The organism is Pseudomonas sp. CFBP 5748, from assembly GCF_053850495.1.
Genome location: NZ_JBSPTN010000004.1, coordinates 1 through 20,701, shown reverse-complemented (window position 1 = coordinate 20,701; position 20,701 = coordinate 1). Strand labels below are relative to the sequence as shown.

20 protein-coding genes and 1 riboswitch are annotated in these 20,701 nt (G+C 61.2%); of the genes, 12 read left to right on the top strand and 8 right to left on the bottom strand.

What is annotated here, in order from left to right:
- Positions 1–56 precede the first annotated feature (56 nt).
- Positions 57–1,466, bottom strand: coding sequence for an adenosylhomocysteinase (gene ahcY / locus ACWNZ1_RS10090; RefSeq protein ID WP_135847590.1), 1,410 nt, complete (start codon positions 1,464–1,466; stop codon positions 57–59).
- A 23-nt stretch (positions 1,467–1,489) separates the two neighbouring features.
- A riboswitch (S-adenosyl-L-homocysteine riboswitch) is annotated at positions 1,490–1,596 on the bottom strand.
- A gap of 191 nt (positions 1,597–1,787) precedes the next feature.
- Here ahcY and ACWNZ1_RS10085 point away from each other — a divergent pair.
- Positions 1,788–2,192, top strand: coding sequence for an acyl-CoA thioesterase (locus ACWNZ1_RS10085; RefSeq protein ID WP_135847589.1), 405 nt, complete (start codon positions 1,788–1,790; stop codon positions 2,190–2,192).
- A gap of 143 nt (positions 2,193–2,335) precedes the next feature.
- Entirely contained in the window at positions 2,336–3,217 is an 882-nt protein-coding gene (locus ACWNZ1_RS10080) for a formate/nitrite transporter family protein (protein ID WP_135847588.1), read from the top strand.
- On the opposite strand, the gene ACWNZ1_RS10075 is transcribed toward ACWNZ1_RS10080, so the two are convergent.
- The gene (locus ACWNZ1_RS10075) at positions 3,168–4,337 is read right to left on the bottom strand and encodes an MFS transporter (RefSeq protein WP_135847587.1); all 1,170 of its coding nucleotides are present in this window, start codon (positions 4,335–4,337) and stop codon (positions 3,168–3,170) included. The genes ACWNZ1_RS10080 and ACWNZ1_RS10075 overlap by 50 nt on opposite strands.
- 197 nt (positions 4,338–4,534) lie before the next feature.
- Here ACWNZ1_RS10075 and ACWNZ1_RS10070 point away from each other — a divergent pair, with 197 nt between their 5' ends.
- Together ACWNZ1_RS10070 and ACWNZ1_RS10065 are read left to right on the top strand one after the other, a co-directional pair.
- Positions 4,535–5,368 carry an EamA family transporter gene (locus tag ACWNZ1_RS10070; protein ID WP_456027620.1) on the top strand — a complete coding sequence of 278 codons (834 nt, stop codon included), beginning with the start codon at positions 4,535–4,537 and terminating at the stop codon, positions 5,366–5,368.
- Between the two features lie 51 nt (positions 5,369–5,419).
- On the top strand, positions 5,420–5,803 hold the full coding sequence (locus tag ACWNZ1_RS10065) for an MAPEG family protein (RefSeq protein ID WP_135847585.1): 384 nt from the start codon (positions 5,420–5,422) through the stop codon (positions 5,801–5,803).
- A gap of 152 nt (positions 5,804–5,955) precedes the next feature.
- Here the strand turns inward: ACWNZ1_RS10065 and mltA are convergent, their stop codons facing one another.
- Positions 5,956–7,143, bottom strand: a complete 1,188-nt coding sequence (gene mltA, locus ACWNZ1_RS10060) for a murein transglycosylase A (RefSeq protein WP_135847584.1) — start codon at positions 7,141–7,143, stop codon at positions 5,956–5,958.
- A 125-nt stretch (positions 7,144–7,268) separates the two neighbouring features.
- Between mltA and ACWNZ1_RS10055 the strand changes: the two genes are divergently transcribed.
- Positions 7,269–7,718 carry a c-type cytochrome gene (locus tag ACWNZ1_RS10055; protein WP_135847583.1) on the top strand — a complete coding sequence of 150 codons (450 nt, stop codon included), beginning with the start codon at positions 7,269–7,271 and terminating at the stop codon, positions 7,716–7,718.
- A gap of 91 nt (positions 7,719–7,809) precedes the next feature.
- On the opposite strand, the gene ACWNZ1_RS10050 is transcribed toward ACWNZ1_RS10055, so the two are convergent.
- Both ACWNZ1_RS10050 and ligB read right to left on the bottom strand, forming a co-directional pair.
- The gene (locus tag ACWNZ1_RS10050; protein WP_135847582.1) at positions 7,810–8,205 is read right to left on the bottom strand and encodes a DUF1090 domain-containing protein; all 396 of its coding nucleotides are present in this window, start codon (positions 8,203–8,205) and stop codon (positions 7,810–7,812) included.
- Positions 8,206–8,297: 92 nt separating this feature from the next.
- Positions 8,298–9,971 (bottom strand): NAD-dependent DNA ligase LigB, encoded by a 1,674-nt coding sequence (gene ligB, locus ACWNZ1_RS10045; protein WP_135847581.1) that lies wholly within the window; start codon positions 9,969–9,971, stop codon positions 8,298–8,300.
- Between the two features lie 207 nt (positions 9,972–10,178).
- On the opposite strand from ligB, the gene ACWNZ1_RS10040 reads away from it, so the two are divergent.
- Positions 10,179–10,799 carry a LysE family translocator gene (locus tag ACWNZ1_RS10040; protein WP_135847580.1) on the top strand — a complete coding sequence of 207 codons (621 nt, stop codon included), beginning with the start codon at positions 10,179–10,181 and terminating at the stop codon, positions 10,797–10,799.
- A gap of 81 nt (positions 10,800–10,880) precedes the next feature.
- Here the strand turns inward: ACWNZ1_RS10040 and metK are convergent, their stop codons facing one another.
- Genes metK through ACWNZ1_RS10025 form a run of 3 tightly spaced genes read right to left on the bottom strand, consistent with a single transcriptional unit; the run spans position 10,881 to position 13,328 of the window.
- On the bottom strand, positions 10,881–12,071 hold the full coding sequence (metK, locus tag ACWNZ1_RS10035; RefSeq protein WP_135847579.1) for a methionine adenosyltransferase: 1,191 nt from the start codon (positions 12,069–12,071) through the stop codon (positions 10,881–10,883).
- Positions 12,072–12,090: 19 nt separating this feature from the next.
- Positions 12,091–13,086, bottom strand: a complete 996-nt coding sequence (locus ACWNZ1_RS10030; RefSeq protein WP_256453872.1) for an ArsR/SmtB family transcription factor — start codon at positions 13,084–13,086, stop codon at positions 12,091–12,093.
- 11 nt (positions 13,087–13,097) lie between these two features.
- A complete protein-coding gene (locus ACWNZ1_RS10025) occupies positions 13,098–13,328 on the bottom strand; it encodes a hypothetical protein (protein WP_135847577.1) in 231 nt (76 codons plus the stop codon).
- 30 nt (positions 13,329–13,358) lie between these two features.
- Here ACWNZ1_RS10025 and tkt point away from each other — a divergent pair, with 30 nt between their 5' ends.
- The 6 genes from tkt (at position 13,359) to fba (ending at position 19,765) form a co-directional block, all read left to right on the top strand.
- A complete protein-coding gene (tkt, locus tag ACWNZ1_RS10020; RefSeq protein ID WP_135847576.1) occupies positions 13,359–15,356 on the top strand; it encodes a transketolase in 1,998 nt (665 codons plus the stop codon).
- Between the two features lie 170 nt (positions 15,357–15,526).
- On the top strand, positions 15,527–16,597 hold the full coding sequence (epd, locus tag ACWNZ1_RS10015; protein ID WP_135847575.1) for an erythrose-4-phosphate dehydrogenase: 1,071 nt from the start codon (positions 15,527–15,529) through the stop codon (positions 16,595–16,597).
- A 24-nt stretch (positions 16,598–16,621) separates the two neighbouring features.
- A complete protein-coding gene (locus ACWNZ1_RS10010; RefSeq protein WP_135847574.1) occupies positions 16,622–17,785 on the top strand; it encodes a phosphoglycerate kinase in 1,164 nt (387 codons plus the stop codon).
- 31 nt (positions 17,786–17,816) lie between these two features.
- Positions 17,817–18,041, top strand: coding sequence for a hypothetical protein (locus tag ACWNZ1_RS10005; protein WP_135847573.1), 225 nt, complete (start codon positions 17,817–17,819; stop codon positions 18,039–18,041).
- 56 nt (positions 18,042–18,097) lie between these two features.
- The gene (locus ACWNZ1_RS10000; RefSeq protein ID WP_135847572.1) at positions 18,098–18,433 is read left to right on the top strand and encodes an MliC family protein; all 336 of its coding nucleotides are present in this window, start codon (positions 18,098–18,100) and stop codon (positions 18,431–18,433) included.
- 267 nt (positions 18,434–18,700) lie between these two features.
- Positions 18,701–19,765 carry a class II fructose-bisphosphate aldolase gene (fba, locus tag ACWNZ1_RS09995; protein ID WP_003177554.1) on the top strand — a complete coding sequence of 355 codons (1,065 nt, stop codon included), beginning with the start codon at positions 18,701–18,703 and terminating at the stop codon, positions 19,763–19,765.
- The last annotated feature ends 936 nt before the right edge of the window (positions 19,766–20,701 follow it).

The window sequence follows — 20,701 nt, the reverse complement described above, 5'->3', positions numbered from 1 at the left end:
TGAACCGCCTTCGCGAGCAAGCCCGCTCCCACAGGGAGAGCAGGCAATAGAGCCGATCAGTAGCGGTAAGCGTGTGGCTTGAACGGACCTTCGACGGTGACGCCGATGTAGTCAGCCTGTTGCTTGGTCAGCTTAGTGACCACGCCGCCGAAACCGCGGACCATTTCCAGGGCCACTTCTTCGTCGAGTTTCTTGGGCAGTACTTCCACGGTCAGGCGCTCGGCTTTCTGGGCTGGCGACAGGTCGGCGTACTTCTGGCCGAACAGGAAGATCTGGGCCAGGACCTGGTTGGCGAACGAACCGTCCATGATGCGGCTTGGGTGGCCAGTGGCGTTGCCCAGGTTAACCAGGCGGCCTTCGGCCAGCAGGATCAGGTAGTCGTCGTTCTGTGGGTCGAAGCTTCCGGTGCCGGTGCGGTGAACCTTGTGCACCTGTGGCTTCACTTCTTCCCATGCCCAGTTCTTGCGCATGAAAGCGGTGTCGATTTCATTGTCGAAGTGACCGATGTTGCACACCACGGCGCGTTTCTTCAGGGCCTTGAGCATGTTGGCGTCGCAGACATTGACGTTGCCGGTGGTGGTCACGATCAGGTCGATCTTGCCCAGCAGGGCTTTGTCGATGCTCGCTTCGGTGCCGTCGTTGATCCCGTCGATGAATGGCGAAACCAGCTCGAAACCGTCCATGCAGGCTTGCATGGCGCAGATCGGGTCGACTTCCGACACCTTGACGATCATGCCTTCCTGGCGCAGGGACTGGGCCGAACCCTTGCCCACGTCACCGTAGCCGATCACCAACGCCTGCTTGCCCGACAACAGGTGGTCGGTGCCGCGCTTGATGGCGTCGTTGAGGCTGTGACGGCAGCCGTACTTGTTGTCGTTCTTGCTCTTGGTCACCGAGTCGTTGACGTTGATGGCCGGGATCTTCAGTTCGCCCTTGGCCAGCATGTCCAGCAGGCGGTGTACGCCGGTGGTGGTCTCTTCGGTCACGCCGTGGACTTTGTCCAGCACGGCCGGGTATTTCTTGTGCAGCAGCTCGGTCAGGTCGCCGCCGTCGTCGAGGATCATGTTGGTGTCCCATGGCTGGCCATCCTTGAGGATGGTTTGCTCCAGGCACCACTCGTACTCTTGCTCGGTCTCGCCTTTCCAGGCGAATACCGGAACACCCGCGGCGGCGATGGCGGCAGCGGCCTGGTCTTGAGTCGAGAAGATGTTGCAGGACGACCAGCGCACTTCGGCACCCAGGGCAACCAGGGTTTCGATCAGCACGGCAGTCTGGATGGTCATGTGGATGCAGCCGAGGATCTTGGCACCCTTGAGCGGTTGCTCGCCGGCGTATTTGCGACGCAGGCCCATCAGGGCTGGCATTTCGGATTCGGCGATGATGATTTCGCGACGGCCCCAGGCGGCCAGGGACATGTCGGCGACTTTGTAATCGGTAAAATCTGCAGGCGTAATAACAGCGCTCATGAAGAGCCTCCATTCGTAATGTATGCGAATGGGCGCCGTTGTGCGTTTAGTGTCCGTGCGGGGAGCCCCGTACGAACAACGCCCCATCCGAGCCTGACAGGTCGAGCCTGCTGCAGCGCCCCTCGGACAGGTGGCGGGAACGGTCCAAAGCGTGGACCGGATAAAACGGGGGCGATTATAACGGGCTAATCGGATCTTCCAAAAGGGTTTCTGTCGGCAAATCAAAATTGCCGATGATCGTTATAGGGGCCGCGACGTAGAGCCTGGCTGCCCGGTCTGCCATGATGCAGCCATTCATTGGCCAGACGCTCAGGAGTGAACATGAATTTCCACACCCGCAAATGGGTCAAGCCCGAAGACCTCAACCCCAACGGCACGCTGTTCGGCGGCAGCCTGTTGCGCTGGATCGACGAAGAAGCGGCGATCTACGCCATCGTCCAGCTCGGCAACCAGCGCGTGGTCACCAAGTACATCTCGGAAATCAACTTCGTCAGCGCCTCGCGCCAGGGCGATATCATCGAGCTGGGCATCACCGCCACCGAATTTGGTCGCACCTCCATCACCCTGACCTGCGAGGTGCGCAACAAAATCACCCGCAAGAGCATCCTGACCGTGGAGAAGATGGTTTTCGTCAATCTTGGTGAAGACGGCTTGCCAGCGCCCCATGGCCGGACCGAGATCAGGTACGTCAAGGATCAGTTCCAGGATGACATTGCCGGTCAGTGAGATTGGCGGTGTCTCCAGTCGCGAGCAGGCTCGCTCCCACAATGAATTCGGCTGGGGCATGGGGCATCCATCCCCTGTGGGAGACTGAACAGCTCCGAACGCCGCGTGTCGTAGGTACATCACGCCACCGGTTCAGGAGCTCCATGGACACTCAAAAAGACGGTAAGACCCCTGATCTTTCGGCACAGGAAAAGCACGAAGTTGACCGCAACCAGCCGCCACGAGCGGCGGTGCTGCATGAGATCATCCGCACCCAGGGCAACCAGGAACTGGAGCGCAGTGTCGCCGCGCTGTGGTGGTCGGCCCTGGCGGCCGGGTTGACCATGGGCCTGTCGCTGATGGCGATGGGGTTGCTCAATTCCCGGCTGCCGGACCACGAAGGCTTTAAAGTGATCGCCAGTTTCGGCTACTGCGCCGGTTTTCTCGCGGTGATCCTCGCCCGCCAGCAGTTGTTCACCGAAAATACGCTGACCGCGGTGTTGCCAATCATGAGCAAGCCCACGCTGGGCAATTTCGGTCGGTTGTTTCGGCTATGGGGCGTGGTGCTGGTGGGCAACCTGTGCGGCACCTTGCTGGTGGCGTACGTGATGCTGCACCTGCCGATTTTCGACCAGCGCACTGACCAGGCCTTTCTGGAAATCGGTCGCAAGGTCATGGAAAACGACACCGGCCAGATGTTCGCCAAAGGCATCATTTCTGGCTGGATGATCGCCACCATGGTCTGGATGATCCCGTCCATGGAAAGCGCCAAGATGTGGATCATCATCCTGATTACCTACCTGATGGCGCTCGGGGATTTCACCCACATTGTCGTTGGCTCGGCCGAGGTGTCTTACCTGGTATTCGCCGGCCAGCTGTCGTGGGAGGACTTCTGGATGGTGTTCGCCGCGCCGACCCTGGCGGGGAACATCATCGGTGGCAGCTTCATCTTCGCATTGCTCAGCCATGCCCAGGTGCGTAGCGAGAGCGGCTCGCCTAGTCGGCCGCACCCACCAGGACGCCATGACGACGCTGACGATAAATAAAGTACAGCGCCGTCAGTACGGTCAGCATGCCGACGAAGGCACCGGTCCACGGCAAATCTGCCAGATCCGCACCACTGGCCACCACCAACCCGCCAATCCACGCCCCGGCCGCGTTGCCGAGATTGAACGCGCTCTGGTTCAGGGTCGAGCCGAGGTTCGGCGCCTCAAAGGCCTGGTCGATGATCAGCAATTGCAGGATCGGGCACAGGGCGAAGGCGAAGATGCCCCATAGCACCAGGGTAATCGCCGCCGGAATCACCGATTGACTGGTCTGGCTGAACGCGGCCAGCACCAGCACCACAGCCAGGGCCATGCCCACCAGCGAGGGCAGCAGGCGTCGGTCGGCCAAGCGCCCACCGAGGAAACTGCCCGCCGTCAGGCCGACGCCGAACAACAGCAGCATGATAGTGATGCCGTGGGGGCTGACACCGGTAATGTCCTGCAGGATCGGCGCGATGTAGGTGAACACGCTGAACAGGCTGGTGGAGGCCAGCACACTCATGCCCAGGGCCAGCAGTACGTTGGCCTTGCCCAGCACCTTGAACTCGCTGGCCAGGTTGGCCTTGTCCATGGGGATTTCCTTGGGCAGCCAGACCCATTGGGCGATGGCCGCGATCACCCCGATCACCGACACGGCCCAGAAGGTCGAGCGCCAGCCGGCGTATTGGCCCAAGGCCGTGCCCAACGGCACGCCCAACACGTTGGCCAGGGTCAGGCCGGTGAACATCATTGCAATGGCCTGGGCCCGTTTGTTCGGCGCTACCAGCCCGGCCGCTACCACCGAGCCGATGCCGAAGAATGCCCCATGGCACAACGCGGTGATGACGCGCGCGGCCATCAGCGTGGCGTAATTCGGTGCCAGGGCGCAGAGCACGTTGCCGAGGATGAACATCAGCGTCATGCCCAGCAGCGTCGCCTTGCGCGGCATGTTGGCGGTGCCGACCGCCAGGATCGGCGCGCCGAACACCACCCCCAGGGCATAGCCGGTGATCAGTAGCCCGGCCTGGGGAATACTCACGGCCAGGTCTCGGGCGACATCGGGCAACAGGCCCATGATGACGAATTCAGTCGTGCCGATGCCAAAAGCGGCGACGGCCAAAGCAAGCAAGGCGAGTGGCATGCGCAGGGTCTCTGTCTGTAGTCTTGACGCTCTGATCAGGCATACGCATGCCGGCACCACCGGTTCGAGTGAACGGCGCAACGGCGAAATTATTGGAATAGGTGTATGCGCAACTGAGTGCGGCGTGGTCGGTTTGCAGTATAAACGGCTGCGGATGGATGGCGAATCAATTCTCTGGATGGAATAAGGAGCGTGCCGTGCTTGCAACGGCCCTGGTGTTGGTTGCGGCGCTGTTGCATGCGGCGTGGAATACGCTGATCAAGTTCAGCGCCGAGCGTTTGCTGGTGGTGGCGTGCATGGACAGCGTCGCGCTGCTGTTTGGAGCGTTGGCCCTGGGCTTCGTGGCACTGCCGCCGTTGGAGATCTGGCCGTGGATCCTGGCGTCGGCGGCGTTTGAGCTGCTGTATCGCTATTTGCTGATCCAGGCTTATCGGGTCGGTGACCTGGGGCTGGTCTATCCGCTGATGCGCGGCCTGTCGCCGTTGGTGGTGTTGGCCCTGACGTTGATCTTCGCCGGGGAAGTGCTGACGAGCCAGCAGATCATCGGCATTCTGTTGATCCCGTTCGGCATGCTATGCCTGTTGTGGCAGGGCGGTGGTGGCGAGCGGCTGCCCTGGTCGATGCTACCGGTGGTGGCACTGATCGGCCTGTGCATCGGTTGCTACACCTTTATCGACGGTCACGCCCTGCGGCGCTGGCCCCATCCGCTGGATTACCTGGTCTGGGTCACGCTGCTCAGCGTCTGGCCGTTTCCGTTGCTGGCGTTGGTGGGCAAGCGACCGGCGTTCTTGCTGTTTTGGCGCGAGCAGTGGCGGTTGGGGTTGGCGGTCGGATTCTGCGTATTGTTCAGCTACGCTCTGGTGCTGTGGGCCATGCAACTGGGGTCGATCGCCGAAGCAGCGGCGCTGCGGGAGATCAGCGTGATACTGGTTGTACTGTTTGGCATGCGCTACTTGAAAGAACCTTTTGGGCGGCCGCGGCTCTTAGCTTGCGCCTTGGTGCTGGTTGGCATGCTGGTGATGAAACTTTGACCGAAGCACCCATTCTCGATTCTCTATAAAACTCAAAGAAGGAACTGCGTCATGACGGTTGCCCTGTGGTGTATTTTGATTGCCTTTCTCCTGCCTTACCTGTGCATTGCTATCGCCAAGATCGGCGGCAAATACAGGCTGGCAGATAACCACGACCCTCGGGACTTCCTGGAAACACTCGAAGGCGCTCCCCGGCGCGCTTACGCCGCGCAACTGAACAGCTTTGAAATCAGCCCGTTTTTCGCCGCCGCGGTGATCGTCGCGCACTTGGCCGGCAATGCCGAGCTGGTGACCATCAACGTGCTGGCGGTGCTGTTCATCACCAGTCGCCTGCTTTACATCATTTGTTATCTGGCGGATTGGGACATCTTGCGGTCGCTGGTGTGGTTCGTGGGGGTGGGGTTGGTACTGAGTTTCTTCTTCGTTTCGGTCTGAGCCTGACGGTTGAATCCCTGTGTCTGTGCTGGCCCCACCGCGAGCAAGCTGGCCACACATTGGATCGGCTGTGTACACAAAACAGGTGTTCACTGAGATTCCCTGTGGGAGCGAGCTTGCTCGCGATGGGGGCCGGTACAGTCAGCCCATCTTCAGGGATTGGCGCTAACCGCATTCGCCACCTGCGGCACTTGCGGCAACGCCGCGCCCTTGGGCCACAACATCCAGATCTGCCCCTGTTGCTTCATGTCCCCGGCCAATTGCCCCGCCGCCTCGCCCGTGCCCCAGAACAGGTCCGCGCGCACCTCGCCGGCAATTGCGCCGCCGGTGTCCTGGGCGGCGACCGGCCGGTTCAATGCGCTGCCATCGGGGCGCGTGGTCGATAGCCACAACAGGCTGCCCAGTGGAATCACCTTGCGATCCACCGCCACGCTGTAGCCAGCGGTCAGTGGCACATTCAATGAGCCCCGCGGGCCTTCGTTGCTGTCGGGGTTGCGGTTGAAAAACACGTAGCTGGGATTGCTGCCCAGCAATTCGGGAATCCGGTTCGGGTTGGCCTTGGCCCAGGCACTGATGGTACCCATGGTCACGTCTTCTTTCTTCAGTTCGCCCTGTTCGACCAGCCAGCGCCCGATGGGCCGGTAAGGGTGGCCGTTCTGGTCGGCATAGCCGATGCGCAACTGGCGGCCGTCATTGAGGCGGATGCGACCCGAGCCTTGGATTTGCAGGAACTGCAGGTTCATCGGGTCGGTCAGCCAGGCAATCACCGGTGCTTTCACCCCGTTGGTTTCGATGGTGGCCGCGTCGTCGTAGGGCTTGAGTACCCGGCCTTCGAGGCGACCGCGCAGGCGTTTGCCCTTGAGTTCGGGGTAGATGCTGTCCAGCGACACAATGATCATGTCGTCCGGCACGCCGTAGACCGGAATATTCGCGGTGGCTGTCTGGGTGAGGCTGCCGGGGTAGACCGGCTCGTAGTAGCCGGTAATCAGGCCGTTGGGGCTGTTGTCTCCTGAGCGCAGGCCATAGACGTCCAGGTTCTGTTTCAGGAAATTGCGCACATCCGGGGCGGTCTGCGGCACATTGGCCGCTGCCGCGCAGGTCGGACCCCAGGTCGCATCAGCCTTGAGCCGGGTGCAAGCGCTGCGCCAGGAGCCGAAACCGGCCAGCAGGTCTTCATCGGACACCGACGGCAAGGCTTCCCATGGCGCGCTGACATACGTGGCGAGGGCGTGGGTTTGAGGCTCTTCGACCTTGTCACCGCGATTGCAGCCGGCCAGCACTGCGATCAACGGTAGGGTCAATGCCAGGCCTTTGTGCCAGGTCTTGAAGCGGCTGTTCATGAAGATTTCCTTTGCAGTCATTCGAGCGCTGTCAGGCACTCAAACAACCCGTATTGTTGATAGGGTCATTGGTCTTTACCGATGACCCGAGGATACTAACCGCCGTTCCCTGTCCCGAGGCCAAGATGTTTGTAAAACGATTTTCCATGGCAGTACTGGCCTGCCTGATGCTGTCCGCCTGTGGTGGCGTCGATCCCAACTCTCCCCTGGGCCAGCGCAAGGCGATTTTCAAGCAGATGCTCAAGACCAACGAAGAGTTGGGCGGCATGCTGCGCGGTCGCGTTCCGTTCGACGGCGCGCGCTTCGCCGAGGGCGCGGCGCAACTGGATCAACTCTCCCGCGAACCGTGGAAACACTTCCCGCAAGTACGCGAGGAAGACCACACCAGTGCCAGGGATGCGGTCTGGCAACAACAGACGCGTTTCCAGGACCTGGCCCGCAGTCTTGAAACCGCCACCGGTGAATTGGTGGTCGCCAGCAAAGTCCAGCCCTACAAGGCCAGCTACCTCGGGCCAGCGGTGCAGAAGGTCGAAGATGCGTGCAGTGCCTGTCATAAAGAATTTCGGGATCATTGATATCCCTTGAAAGATCGCAGGCCTTGCCAGCGCCTACAGGGGATTGCATTCAACCTGTAGGCGCTGGCGAAGCCTGCGATCTTTTCAATGTTCACTTATCCAGCTCATCCACCGCTTCCTGCAGTTCCTTGCGAGAGGCCGCCAGCTTTTCCTTGCGTTTGTTGATCCGCTCCGAGTCGCCTTTTTTCATGGCTTTTTCCAGGTCGGCCTGACGCCGACTGACTTCATGTTTGGCGTCGAGCACTTTGTTTTCACGCTCCTTGCGCAAGGAAGCGTCGGTGCAATGGGTGGTGACTTCATTCAGCGCTGTTTCCAACCCGGCCTGCTGGTCGTTGTTGCCACGGGATTTGGCCAGTTCGATCTGATTGATGATGCCCTGGCGCTTGGCCGCACAGCCAGTGAGTTCCGGCGTCTGCTCGTCCGCCAGTAAAGGGGCGGCCATGGCGCTGCATAAGACCAGCAGGGCTACGGGGGACAGGAAATTCATAGCAACTCCGTAAAAAAGCTCGCGAGCGGTCGGTACAGATGCGCTGTTGGAACGCACGTTTGCCCCTTGGGTTCAACTGCACGGAGTTTGAGTCAAAAACCGTCGACCCCGGCTGTGCGTAATACTTCACTCAAAGCCAACACCTGCGGGTCGCGAAAAAAAGCGCTCAATTGCTCGGCGCGTCCCGGCCCGATGCCGGCTTCGGCTTGCCATTGCTCGGTGTTGCGCTCGGCCAGCTTCTGCCACGGCCCTTCCAGTCGGGCTTGACCGACAGGCGGCAGGCCAAGGGCCTTGAGCCATTGCTCGAAAGGGCGTTGCCGAGCACTGTGCAAGCTGGCGAGCAGGCGGGCGCTGCTGCGCTCGCCGAAGCCGGCAATGTTAGCAAGCTCGGCGGCATCGAGGGTCAACCAATCGAGTAATCCGTCGAGTTGGCCGGCGGCCAGGAGTTTTTCCCAGGTACCCGGGCCTATATGGGGCAGGGCTAGTCCGTGCTTGCCGCTAAGCCAATTCAAGCGCGCGAGGAACTGGCTTTCGCAACCGGGTGTGGGTTGCCAGCAACTCAAGAAGTGATAATCGGCTGCCGTCGGGGCGTTGAGGTCCCGGCGCTCGACGCTGCGCAGCACGACGCTGTCGAGGCGTGGAATGGTCAGCCCGGCCAGGCTGATGGCGACTCGATCGCCCGGTCGGATGTCCATCTCCTCCCAGCGCTTGAGGGAACTGACACTCACCCGGCGGATTCGCCGGTCGTCGAGCATGACGGGCTCCAACTCCAGCACGGGCGTGATGCGCCCGGTACGGCCGACGTTGAAACGCACCTTGCGCACCTCGGCCAGGACTTGGGCGTACGGGTATTTCCAGGCCATGCTCCAGAACGGCGCCCTGGCCTGCCAGCGGTCGGCGGGAGGGCGGCGGCTCTGGCGCAGGACGATCCCGTCGCTGGCGAATGGCAGCGGTGTGCGATACCAGTGGTCGCGCCAGTGTTGGGCCTCGGTCAATGTCTGGACGGGCTGGTTGTAGTCGAGGGTGTCAGCGAAGCCCAGCTCACTTAGCGCGGCCATCCTCTCGGGCAAGGTGTCCGGTCCTTCGGGCCAGTCCCAGACAAACAGGCCGATGTCCGTGCCCTCTTGCGCGGTCAGGTTTGTGCGCGCCATCAGGCCCGCCACGGTCGCCCGGGCGTTGAGGCTACCGTTGGCGGCCTGGACATGGGCGTTCAGTCGCCAGTACAGCTCGCCCTGAACGAGCAGGTCCAAAGGCTGGCGCAGCCGTTGGGGGATGCTGCTGATCTTGTGCACCGCCCAGGTCCAGTCTTGCCCTTGGACGCCATCGCCGCGGCTGATCGCCTGGTGCAGGCGACCCTCCCGATAGATCAGGGTCACCGCTACACCATCGACTTTCGGTTGGGCCCAGACGTCCGCCCGGCCGTGCAACCAGGCCTTCACGGCATCGGCATCTTTCAGTTTGTCCAGGCCGGTATGAAGGACAGGGTGCGGCACCTTCCCACCCGCCGAGCGTAAAGGGTTGCCTGGTGCGTCAAGACCGAAACAACTGCGCCATTGGCCCAATTGCAGGCGGGACTGATCGTACAGTTCGTCGGCTACCAGTGAGCGGCCGAGACGGTGATACGTGTCATCCCAGGCGTCGATTTGCTGCTGCAGCGCGATGATCTCCGCTTGGGCGCGTTCGGTGGGCCAATCGGGGCAGGGCGTGGCGAGGACGGGGGAAACGATGAACATGAAACAGGCGATTGTACGGAGTAACGGCAGCATCGAAGCATCCTTGCTTGGTGGTGTGCTTGAAGGCTAGCCACTGTGGCGCAAGGTGCGAGGCCTGGAGCGTTACCGGATTTTGCAACGTCTGATGGCGAAGGTGCGGCGGTACAGTGCGGCGTGATTTAGCCGTGCAACTGTCCCTTGAACCGATCAAAGGCCGGTGCAGAATGGACCTTCGATTCGCCTCTGCCAGGAGCGCCCCCGATGGACCTGACAACCCTCGCCGTTTTCATTCCGGCCTGCTTCGCGCTGAACATGGCGCCAGGGCCGAACAACCTGCTGTCCATCAGTAACGCCTCGCGTTATGGCTTCGTCCGGGCGTGCAGCGGCGGCATCGGTCGGCTATTGGCATTTGCAATCATGATTGCCTTGGCTGCAGTAGGGCTGACCGCTGTGCTGCACACCTCGGAGCTGTTGTTCCTGGGGATCAAGTTCGTCGGTGCCGGCTATCTGTTCTACCTCGCCGTGCAGTTGTGGCGGGCGCAGCCCGAGGCGGGCGGCGAGGCAACGGTCACGTCGATGAGCATGACCAGCCTGGCGCGCCAGGAATTCCTGGTGGCGATCGGCAATCCGAAGGCGATCCTGTTGTTTACTGCGTTCCTGCCACAGTTCGTCGACCGTGCGGGCACCGTTACCCAGCAGTTCGCCGTGCTGGGTGGTCTGTTCCTGGCGCTGGAGTGCATCGCCATCGGGTTGTATTGCTACATGGGCATTTATGCGCGGCGGCTGTTTGCCCGGCCCAGTGGCAAGCGTCTGTTCAATCGGATGTGCGCGGGGTTGCTGGCCAGTGCGGCTTCGTTTTTGCTGGTGGCCCGCCGATCTTGAGTTCGATGGTCCCTCGCCACAACACGGGCATGAAAAAGCCCCTGGCAACGAGGTCGCCAGGGGCTTTTCGTACAGCAGGCCTTACAGGCCGGCAGCGGCGCGCAGGGCGTCGGCGCGGTCGGTTTTTTCCCAGGTGAAGGTGGTGAAGGTATCGTCACCGACCGTCTTGGTTTGCGGCGTGCGGCCAAAGTGACCGTAGGCTGCGGTGTCCTGGTACATCGGGTGCAGCAGGTCGAGCATGGTGGTGATGGCGTATGGACGCAGGTCGAACACATCACGAACCAGCTTGACGATCTTGTCATCGCTGATCTTGCCGGTGCCGAAGGTGTTCAGCGAGATCGACGTAGGCTGGGCGACGCCAATGGCGTAGGACACCTGAATCTCGCAGCGCTCGGCCAGGCCGGCAGCCACGATGTTCTTGGCGACATAACGACCGGCATAGGCCGCCGAGCGGTCAACCTTCGATGGATCCTTGCCGGAGAACGCGCCGCCGCCGTGACGGGCCATGCCGCCGTAGCTGTCGACGATGATCTTGCGACCGGTCAGGCCGCAGTCGCCCACCGGGCCGCCGATGATGAACTGCCCGGTCGGGTTGATGTGGAACTGAGTGTCCTTGGACAGCAACTCGGCAGGCAGTACGTGCTTGACGATCAGCTCCATCACGCCTTCGCGCAGGTCTTTGTAGGACACTTCCGGGTTGTGCTGGGTCGACAGTACAACGGCGTCGATACCGACCACCTTGCCGCCTTCGTAACGGCAGGTCACTTGGGACTTGGCGTCCGGGCGCAGCCAAGGCAACAGACCGGATTTACGGGCTTCGGCCTGGCGTTGAACCAGTTGGTGCGAGAAGGTGATCGGGGCTGGCATCAGCACGTCGGTTTCGTTGCTGGCGTAGCCGAACATCAGGCCCTGGTCGCCGGCGCCCTGATCTTCGGGCTTGGCACGATCAACACCTTGGTTGATGTCGGGCGACTGCTTGCCGATGATGTTCATCACGCCGCAGGTCGCGCCATCGAAACCGACGTCGGAGCTGTTGTAGCCGATGCCCAGGATGACGTCGCGAACGATCTGTTCCAGGTCGACCCAGGCCGAGGTGGTGACTTCGCCGGCGATGATCGCCACGCCCGTTTTCACCAGAGTCTCGCACGCCACGCGGGCGAACTTGTCTTCAGCAATGATGGCGTCCAGCACCGCATCAGAAATCTGGTCGGCGATTTTGTCCGGATGCCCTTCAGACACGGACTCGGAGGTGAAAAGGGAGTATTCGCTCATCTCGATGTTTTCCTACAAGTTACCGATGGTGAGTGTCGCCAGCCGGTCGCTGAAAATGGCGGACCTGGATCTGGAAACCATTACGTAAGCCTACATAGAGGCTTTCCCCGGGCACGAGGCCCGCAGCGGTGGCCCAACGGGCCAAATCGTCCTGTTCAAACCCCAACCAGAGATCACCGCAGGCCTCCCTGGCCCAACTCTGGTTGTGGCTGCATAACTCTGTCACCAACAGGCTACCGCCTGGTTGCAGCAAGCCGGCCATGTGCCGGAGTGCGTCGGCCGGTGCGGCGAAGTGGTGAAGCACCATGTTCAATACAACGCAATCGGCCTGCAGGCTCACACCGTCCAAGGCATCGGCCAGCTGCAGGCTGACATTAGCCAAGGTTTCGCGCTCGCACACCTGGCGCGCCAGTTCGAGCATGGCCGGGCTGTTGTCCAGCGCCGTCACCTGGCTGAAGCGCCGCGCCAGTTCCGGCAAAAACGCGCCGTCGCCGGGGCCGACTTCGATGGCGGTGGCGCTGGGCTCGAAGCTCAATTTATCGAGCAGCGCCACGACGCTCTCACGGTATTGCGGCAATCCTGCGATCAGGTCTTGCTGGGCACGAAACTTCTCGGCCACCCGTGCGAAAAAGTCCTGGCTGGCGGCGGCCCGCTGCCCATGCACCTGGGCGATGCGTGCCTGCACGTCGGTGGGCAGATTCAGTTCGTCCACTTCCTCCAACAACGCGGCGTGCAGCTTGCCACCCAAAAGATCGGTGTGGGGCAGGGCGCGGCGGTAGAAAATCGCGTTGCCTTCGCGGCGGGTCGCCACCAGGTCGGCCTGGGCCAGGACCTTGAGGTGGTGGCTCATGCCGGACTGGCCGATGCCGAAGATCTGCGCCAGTTCCAGCACGCCGAACGAATCGTTGGCCAGGGCGCGCAATACATTGAGCCGCAACGGATCGCCGCCGGCCTTGCAAAGGGCCGCCAGCTCATCGCAATCGTCATGGCGAATGGAAGGCACGCGTAAGTTCATAGGGCGGCAGTCTAGAGAGGGGTATGGATCATCGCAAGGTCAATATCAAAAAGTTTTGATATTGCTCGATAAATGGCACTTCCCAGAGCGTGCTCGACTCTACAACCCATCAGCGGAAAGGTTTCACTTGAAGAAAGGGACTTTATCCACCGGAAAAACGCCTTTGGATGACTATCTGTCATTGCCCCCAGGCGGGTGGGTGAGGGAAAATGCTCGCCTTTTTTCAGTTTCGTTTTATTCATTCTCGATTCAATTCCCGCAGGAGATCAGCGATGCCCAGCCGTCGTGAGCGTGCCAATGCCATTCGTGCCCTCAGCATGGATGCCGTGCAGAAAGCCAACAGCGGCCATCCCGGTGCCCCTATGGGTATGGCGGATATCGCCGAGGTGCTTTGGCGCGATTACCTCAAGCACAGCCCGAGCAACCCAGCCTTCGCCGACCGTGACCGCTTCGTGCTGTCCAACGGCCACGGCTCGATGTTGATCTATTCGCTGCTGCACCTGACCGGCTACGACCTGTCGATCGATGACCTGAAGAACTTCCGCCAGTTGCACAGCCGCACCCCGGGCCACCCGGAATACGGTTACACCCCAGGCGTGGAAACCACCACCGGTCCATTGGGCCAAGGCCTGGCCAACGCCGTGGGTTTTGCCCTGGCAGAAAAAGTCCTGGCCGCGCAGTTCAACCGCCCGGGTCATAACGTTGTCGATCACCACACCTACGTGTTCCTGGGTGATGGCTGCATGATGGAAGGCATTTCCCACGAAGTCGCCTCCCTGGCCGGCACCTTGGGCCTGGACAAGCTGATTGCCTTCTACGACGACAACGGCATCTCCATCGATGGCGAAGTCGAAGGCTGGTTCACCGACGACACCCCCAAGCGCTTCGAAGCCTACAACTGGCTGGTGATCCGCAATGTCGACGGCCACGATCCGGAAGAGATCAAGACCGCCATCGAGACGGCCCGCAAAAGCGCCCAGCCGACCCTGATCTGCTGCAAGACCACCATCGGTTTCGGCTCGCCGAACAAGCAGGGCAAGGAAGACTGCCACGGCGCGCCACTGGGTGCCGAGGAAATCGCCCTGACCCGCGCCGCGTTGAAATGGAACCACGGCCCGTTCGAAATCCCGGCCGACATCTATGCCGAGTGGGATGCCAAGGAAAAGGGCCGTGCATTCGAAGCCGAATGGGACCAGCGTTTCGCCGCCTATTCCGCCGAATTCCCTGAGTTGGCCAATGAACTGGTGCGTCGCCTCAGTGGCGAGCTGCCAGCCGACTTCGCCGAAAAAGCCTCGGCCTACATCGCTGAAGTCGCGGCCAAGGGCGAAACCATCGCCAGCCGCAAGGCCAGCCAGAACACCCTGAACGCCTTTGGCCCGCTGCTGCCGGAATTGCTGGGCGGTTCGGCCGACCTGGCCGGTTCCAACCTGACCCTGTGGAAAGGCTGCAAAGGCGTCAGCGCCGAAGATGCCAGCGGCAACTACATGTACTACGGCGTTCGCGAGTTCGGCATGAGCGCGATCATGAACGGCGTGGCGCTGCACGGCGGCCTGGTGCCTTACGGCGCGACCTTCCTGATGTTCATGGAATATGCCCGCAACGCCGTGCGCATGTCGGCGCTGATGAAAAAACGCGTGCTCTATGTGTTCACCCACGACTCCATCGGCCTGGGCGAAGACGGTCCGACTCACCAGCCGATCGAGCAGCTGGCAAGCCTGCGCTGCACGCCGAACCTGGACACCTGGCGTCCATGCGATGCGGTGGAATCGGCAGTGGCCTGGAAATACGCCCTCGAGCGTAAAGATGGCCCATCGGCGCTGATCTTCTCCCGTCAGAACTTGCAGCACCAGAACCGCGATGCCGACCAGATTGGCGACATCACCCGTGGTGGCTATGTGCTCAAGGACTGCATCGGTGAGCCTGAACTGATCCTGATCGCCACCGGTTCCGAAGTCGGCCTGGCCGTCCAGGCTTACGACAAACTGACCGAACAGGGCCGCAACGTACGTGTCGTGTCCATGCCGTGCACCAGCGTGTTCGACGCCCAGGACGCTGGCTACAAGCAGGCGGTATTGCCGCTGCAGGTCAGCGCGCGGATCGCCATCGAGGCCGCTCATGCCGATTACTGGTACAAGTACGTGGGCCTGGAAGGCCGCGTGATCGGCATGACCACTTACGGCGAATCGGCGCCTGCGCCGGCGCTGTTCGAGGAATTCGGCTTCACCCTGGAAAACATCCTGGGTCAGGCTGAAGAGCTGCTGGAAGACTAAGTCCAGGAATGCATCGCCTGTTCTGACGCCATCGCGGGCAAGCCTTGCTCCCACAGGATGTGCACGCTCCCACTGGGAAAATGCCATCCTGTGGGAGCAAGGCTTGCCCGCGATGACTGCGGAACATTCAGCGCTGTACTCCATGGATTCACCCTGGTCAGAGAACCCTCATGCCCCAACCGCGTCCCTACAAAGTTGCACTCAACGGCTACGGCCGGATTGGTCGTTGCGTCTTGCGTGCGTTGTTCGAGCGAGGGGCCAAGGCCGGGTTCGAGATTGTGGCGATCAACGATCTGGCCGACATGGCCAGCATCGAATACCTGACACGCTTTGACTCCACCCACGGCCGGTTTCCCGGCGAAGTGCGGGTCGAGGGCGATTGTCTGCATATTAATGGCGATTGCGTGAAAGTCCTGCGCAGTGCCACCCCCGAAGGCATCGATTGGGCGTCCTTGGGCGTCGATCTGGTGCTCGAATGCTCCGGTGCTTATCACACCCGCGAAGACGGCCAGCGTTTTCTCGCCGCTGGTGCGCCACGGGTGCTGTTCTCCCAGCCGATGGCCAGCGAAGCGGATGTGGACGCCACCATCGTTTATGGCGTGAATCAGGATTGCCTGACCGGCGCCGAGCTGCTGGTGTCCAACGCCTCCTGCACCACCAATTGCGGCGTGCCGCTGTTGCGCCTGCTGGACCAGGCCATTGGCCTGGAATACGTGTCGATCACCACCATCCACTCGGCGATGAATGATCAGCCGGTGATCGATGCCTATCACCATGAAGATTTGCGCCGTACCCGTTCGGCGTTCCAGTCGGTGATTCCGGTGTCCACTGGTCTGGCGCGTGGCATTGAACGGCTGCTGCCGGAACTTGCGGGGCGAATTCAGGCCAAAGCCGTGCGGGTGCCGACGGTCAACGTGTCCTGCCTCGACATTACGATGCAGACCGTGAGCGATACCGACGCCACCGAGATCAACCGGATCCTGCGCGAAGCCGCCACCAGCGGCCCGCTCAAAGGCCTGCTGGCCTACACCGAGTTGCCTCACGCCAGCTGTGATTTTAACCATGACCCTCATTCGGCCATTGTCGATGCCAGCCAGACTCGGGTTTCCGGGCCGCGGCTTGTGAACATCCTGGCCTGGTTCGACAACGAATGGGGGTTTGCCAACCGAATGCTGGACGTTGCTGAACATTATCTGCAAACAGCGACTTCGCTTGCTGCTTCTAACAAACCTGCTCTCTAAACAGTTATCCAGGAATTGCGACCCATGACCGTGTTGAAGATGTCCGACCTCGATCTGCAAGGTAAGCGCGTACTGATCCGCGAAGACCTCAACGTTCCCGTCAAGGACGGTGTTGTCACCAGCGACGCGCGCATCCTGGCTTCGCTGCCGACCATCAAGCTGGCCCTGGAAAAAGGCGCGGCGGTCATGGTCTGCTCGCACCTGGGCCGTCCGACCGAAGGCGAGTTCTCGGCCGAGAACAGCCTCAAGCCAGTGGCTGACTACCTGAGCAAGGCCCTGGGCCGTGAAGTGCCGTTGGTGGCTGACTACTTGGGTGGCGTGGACGTGAAGGCCGGCGATGTCGTGCTGTTCGAAAACGTGCGCTTCAACAAGGGCGAGAAAAAGAACGCCGACGAACTGGCCCAGCAATACGCGGCCCTGTGCGACGTGTTCGTGATGGACGCGTTCGGCACCGCCCACCGCGCCGAGGGTTCGACCCACGGCGTGGCGAAGTTTGCCAAAGTTGCCGCTGCCGGCCCGCTGCTGGCGGCTGAATTGGATGCACTGGGCAAGGCCTTGGGCTCCCCGGCCCAACCGATGGCCGCCATCGTTGCCGGCTCCAAGGTCTCCACCAAGCTCGACGTGCTCAACAGCCTGAGTCAGGTGTGCAACCAGTTGATCGTCGGTGGCGGCATCGCCAACACCTTCCTCGCTGCGGCCGGTCACCCAGTGGGTAAATCCCTCTACGAGCCGGACCTGCTGGACACCGCCCGTGAAATCGCCGCCAAGGTCAGCGTGCCGTTGCCGGTGGACGTGGTGGTTGCCAAGGAATTCGCTGAAAGCGCCACCGCCACCGTCAAGCTGATCGCTGACGTGGCCGAAGACGACATGATCCTCGACATTGGCCCGCAAACTGCAGCCAACTTCGCTGAACTGTTGAAATCTTCCCAGACTATCCTGTGGAACGGTCCGGTTGGTGTGTTCGAGTTCGACCAGTTCGGCAACGGCACCAAAGTACTGGCCCATGCCATCGCCGAAAGCAGCGCGTTCTCTATCGCGGGCGGCGGCGACACCCTGGCGGCCATCGATAAATATGGCGTGGCCGAGCAGATCTCCTACATTTCTACCGGTGGCGGCGCGTTCCTCGAGTTCGTCGAAGGCAAAGTGCTGCCGGCCGTGGAAGTCCTGGAAAGCCGGGCCAAGGCCTGAGGCTGCGTTGATCAGGCAAAGGAGTGTTCTGATGGTCAAGACGTTCACGTTGCTGTTGACGGCGACGCTGTTGGTGGCCTGTTCGAGCAGCCCGAAGGCCACGGCCCCGGAAACCGGGACGTCGGCGCCTGAAGAGGGCTGCTACCAGGCCGACTGGCAGGCCGAGACCAACCCGGTGCTGAACAAGCGTTCGGGGCCGGATGGCCTGGATAAATACGAGACGCAAACCCCGGCCAAGGAACATGGTTGTCCTTGACGGGTCAGACTCTTAACTCATGGCTGGCGGCGTGCGCTGTCGGTCGAGGAACACGGATGAAAGGCTTGATCGCCGTTGTGGCGTTGGCGTTGCTGGCCGGTTGCGCGCAGTTGGATCGGTTTCGTTCGTCCGAGCCTTCAGTAGAGGGCTGGACAACGTGGACCTGCGACAGCCAGGCCAAGGTGCTCTGGCGTTATACCGACGATTCCCGCAAGGAAGTCGACGTGCGCCTCGGCGGTGCCGAGCAGGTTTATCACCTGAAGCAGGAACCAGGCGCGTCGGGTTCGCTGTACAGCGATGACATGCTGGCGTTTCACGTCAAGGGTGAGGAAGGCCTGGTGTATTGGGTCGCCACGAATGACTTGATTGGCCGGGGTTGCAAGGCCGAGTAACAGATACACCATAGATTTAATGTGGAAATAGATCAGATGTGGGAGCGGGCTTGCTCGCGAATGCAGTGGGTCAGCTTGCATCCCTGTTGAATGTTAAGCCGCATTCGCGAGCAAGCCCGCTCCCACAGGGATCTGTGCAAGACATGAGATTTTTGCAACACCGAACACGCAGGCCGGGGCCACCCCCGATCCGCAATGACTTGAATAGCCGCCGCCGCTCCGGCAGGCTGGCACGATTAACGACCCTCGACCGGGAGAGACACACTAATGGCACTTATCAGCATGCGTCAGATGCTGGACCACGCAGCCGAGTTCGGCTACGGCGTTCCAGCCTTTAACGTCAACAACCTTGAGCAGATGCGCGCCATCATGGAAGCCGCTGACAAGACTGACTCTCCGGTGATCGTCCAGGCTTCGGCCGGCGCCCGTAAATATGCCGGTGCGCCATTCCTGCGTCACCTGATCCTGGCGGCGATCGAAGAATTCCCGCACATCCCGGTGTGCATGCACCAGGACCACGGCACCAGCCCTGACGTCTGCCAGCGCTCCATCCAACTGGGCTTCAGCTCGGTGATGATGGACGGCTCCCTTGGCGAAGACGGCAAGACCCCGACCGACTACGAATATAACGTTCGCGTCACCCAGCAAACCGTCGCCATGGCCCACGCCTGCGGCGTGTCGGTGGAAGGCGAACTGGGTTGCCTGGGCTCGCTGGAAACCGGCATGGCCGGTGAAGAAGACGGCATCGGCGCCGAAGGCGTGCTGGATCACAGCCAGATGCTGACCGACCCGGAAGAAGCCGCGGACTTCGTCAAGAAAACCCAGGTCGACGCCCTGGCCATCGCCATCGGCACCAGCCACGGCGCCTACAAATTCACCAAGCCACCTACCGGCGACGTGCTGGCCATCGACCGCATCAAGGAAATCCACAAGCGCATCCCCAACACCCACCTGGTGATGCACGGTTCTTCCTCGGTTCCGCAAGAGTGGTTGGCGATCATCAACCAGTACGGCGGCGACATCAAAGAAACCTACGGCGTGCCGGTTGAAGAAATCGTCGAAGGCATCAAGTACGGCGTGCGCAAGGTCAACATCGACACCGACCTGCGCCTGGCTTCTACTGGTGCGATGCGTCGTTTGATGGCGACCAATCCGAGTGAGTTTGATCCGCGTAAGTTCTTCGGCGCGACCGTGACGGCCATGCGCGACGTGTGCATCGCGCGTTACGAAGCGTTCGGTACTGCCGGCAACGCCTCCAAGATCAAGCCGATCTCGTTGGAAGCGATGTATCAGCGTTATCTGAAAGGTGAGTTGAACGCTAAGGTTAACTAAGGCTTCAGCGTTGTGGTTGTGAGAAAACCCGCAGTGATGCGGGTTTTTTTTATACGTGGGATTTATGTGTATATCCGTTTTTTGGGTAACGGCTACTTATGGTTCCGCCCTTACGGCGGGTCACTTTCGAAAAGCGCGAAAGTAACCAAAGCGCTCCTGCCCCACCACTCGGTGCCTCGCCTAGGCTCGGCATGCCCTCACTCCGGCATTGCTCCGTGGGCCCGCCGCGAAGGGCCATCCATGGCCCAGCGCGGCTATTCCGGCATCCATGCCGGGATGCCCACGGCCCAATGCCTGCGTTCAGCCATCGTGGTTAACGGGGCGCCAAAATCTACGTCCACCGCGAGGCGGCCTTATAGCCGACCTGTTTCTTGGTGGGACTGCGTTTCTCCTGTGGGAGCGGGCTTGCTCGCGAAGGCATTGGTTCAGTCGATGAAAATGTTGGATGTGTCGGCCTCTTCGCGGGCAGGCTCGCTCCCACAAAATCTGATTGGCATACCTCCGGAAAGAACCAGGTCGGCTGTCAGGCCGCCTCGCGAGCAAGCTTTGCTCCCACAGGTCCTGCTCAAACAGATTTGACGGGTGTACGACCAGGAGAGCCAGGTCGGCTACTAGGCCGCCTCGCGGTGGACGTAGATTTTGGCGCCCCGTTAACCACGCTGGCCGAACGCAGGCATTGTGGAGTGGGCATCCCGGCATGGATGCCGGGATAGCCGCGCTGGACCATGGATGGTCCTTCGCGGCGGGCCCACGGAGCAATGCCGGAGTGAGGGCACACCGAGCCTAGGCGAGGTGCCGAGTGGTGGGGCAGGAGCGCTTTGGTTACTTTCGCGCTTTTCGAAAGTGACCCGCCGTAAGGGCCATCCCTTTCAAGGTCTTAGGTAAAATCCCCTGAAGTTTCTATCAGGGATACCAGAACGATGTGGGCCGATGTTC

What these genes read in the sequence shown, in the direction of transcription:
- mltA (WP_135847584.1), bottom strand. Translation starts at nt 7,143, where the DNA reads ATGAACAGCCGCTTCAAGACCTGGCACAAAGGCCTGGCATTGACCCTA.
- tkt (WP_135847576.1), top strand. Translation starts at nt 13,359, where the DNA reads ATGCCCAGCCGTCGTGAGCGTGCCAATGCCATTCGTGCCCTCAGCATG.
- ACWNZ1_RS10085 (WP_135847589.1), top strand. Translation starts at nt 1,788, where the DNA reads ATGAATTTCCACACCCGCAAATGGGTCAAGCCCGAAGACCTCAACCCC.
- ACWNZ1_RS10055 (WP_135847583.1), top strand. Translation starts at nt 7,269, where the DNA reads ATGTTTGTAAAACGATTTTCCATGGCAGTACTGGCCTGCCTGATGCTG.
- ACWNZ1_RS10030 (WP_256453872.1), bottom strand. Translation starts at nt 13,086, where the DNA reads ATGAACTTACGCGTGCCTTCCATTCGCCATGACGATTGCGATGAGCTG.
- ACWNZ1_RS10080 (WP_135847588.1), top strand. Translation starts at nt 2,336, where the DNA reads ATGGACACTCAAAAAGACGGTAAGACCCCTGATCTTTCGGCACAGGAA.
- fba (WP_003177554.1), top strand. Translation starts at nt 18,701, where the DNA reads ATGGCACTTATCAGCATGCGTCAGATGCTGGACCACGCAGCCGAGTTC.
- ligB (WP_135847581.1), bottom strand. Translation starts at nt 9,971, where the DNA reads ATGCTGCCGTTACTCCGTACAATCGCCTGTTTCATGTTCATCGTTTCC.
- metK (WP_135847579.1), bottom strand. Translation starts at nt 12,071, where the DNA reads ATGAGCGAATACTCCCTTTTCACCTCCGAGTCCGTGTCTGAAGGGCAT.
- epd (WP_135847575.1), top strand. Translation starts at nt 15,527, where the DNA reads ATGCCCCAACCGCGTCCCTACAAAGTTGCACTCAACGGCTACGGCCGG.
- ACWNZ1_RS10040 (WP_135847580.1), top strand. Translation starts at nt 10,179, where the DNA reads ATGGACCTGACAACCCTCGCCGTTTTCATTCCGGCCTGCTTCGCGCTG.
- ACWNZ1_RS10010 (WP_135847574.1), top strand. Translation starts at nt 16,622, where the DNA reads ATGACCGTGTTGAAGATGTCCGACCTCGATCTGCAAGGTAAGCGCGTA.
- ACWNZ1_RS10050 (WP_135847582.1), bottom strand. Translation starts at nt 8,205, where the DNA reads ATGAATTTCCTGTCCCCCGTAGCCCTGCTGGTCTTATGCAGCGCCATG.
- ACWNZ1_RS10005 (WP_135847573.1), top strand. Translation starts at nt 17,817, where the DNA reads ATGGTCAAGACGTTCACGTTGCTGTTGACGGCGACGCTGTTGGTGGCC.
- ACWNZ1_RS10065 (WP_135847585.1), top strand. Translation starts at nt 5,420, where the DNA reads ATGACGGTTGCCCTGTGGTGTATTTTGATTGCCTTTCTCCTGCCTTAC.
- ACWNZ1_RS10025 (WP_135847577.1), bottom strand. Translation starts at nt 13,328, where the DNA reads ATGAATAAAACGAAACTGAAAAAAGGCGAGCATTTTCCCTCACCCACC.
- ACWNZ1_RS10075 (WP_135847587.1), bottom strand. Translation starts at nt 4,337, where the DNA reads ATGCCACTCGCCTTGCTTGCTTTGGCCGTCGCCGCTTTTGGCATCGGC.
- ACWNZ1_RS10000 (WP_135847572.1), top strand. Translation starts at nt 18,098, where the DNA reads ATGAAAGGCTTGATCGCCGTTGTGGCGTTGGCGTTGCTGGCCGGTTGC.
- ahcY (WP_135847590.1), bottom strand. Translation starts at nt 1,466, where the DNA reads ATGAGCGCTGTTATTACGCCTGCAGATTTTACCGATTACAAAGTCGCC.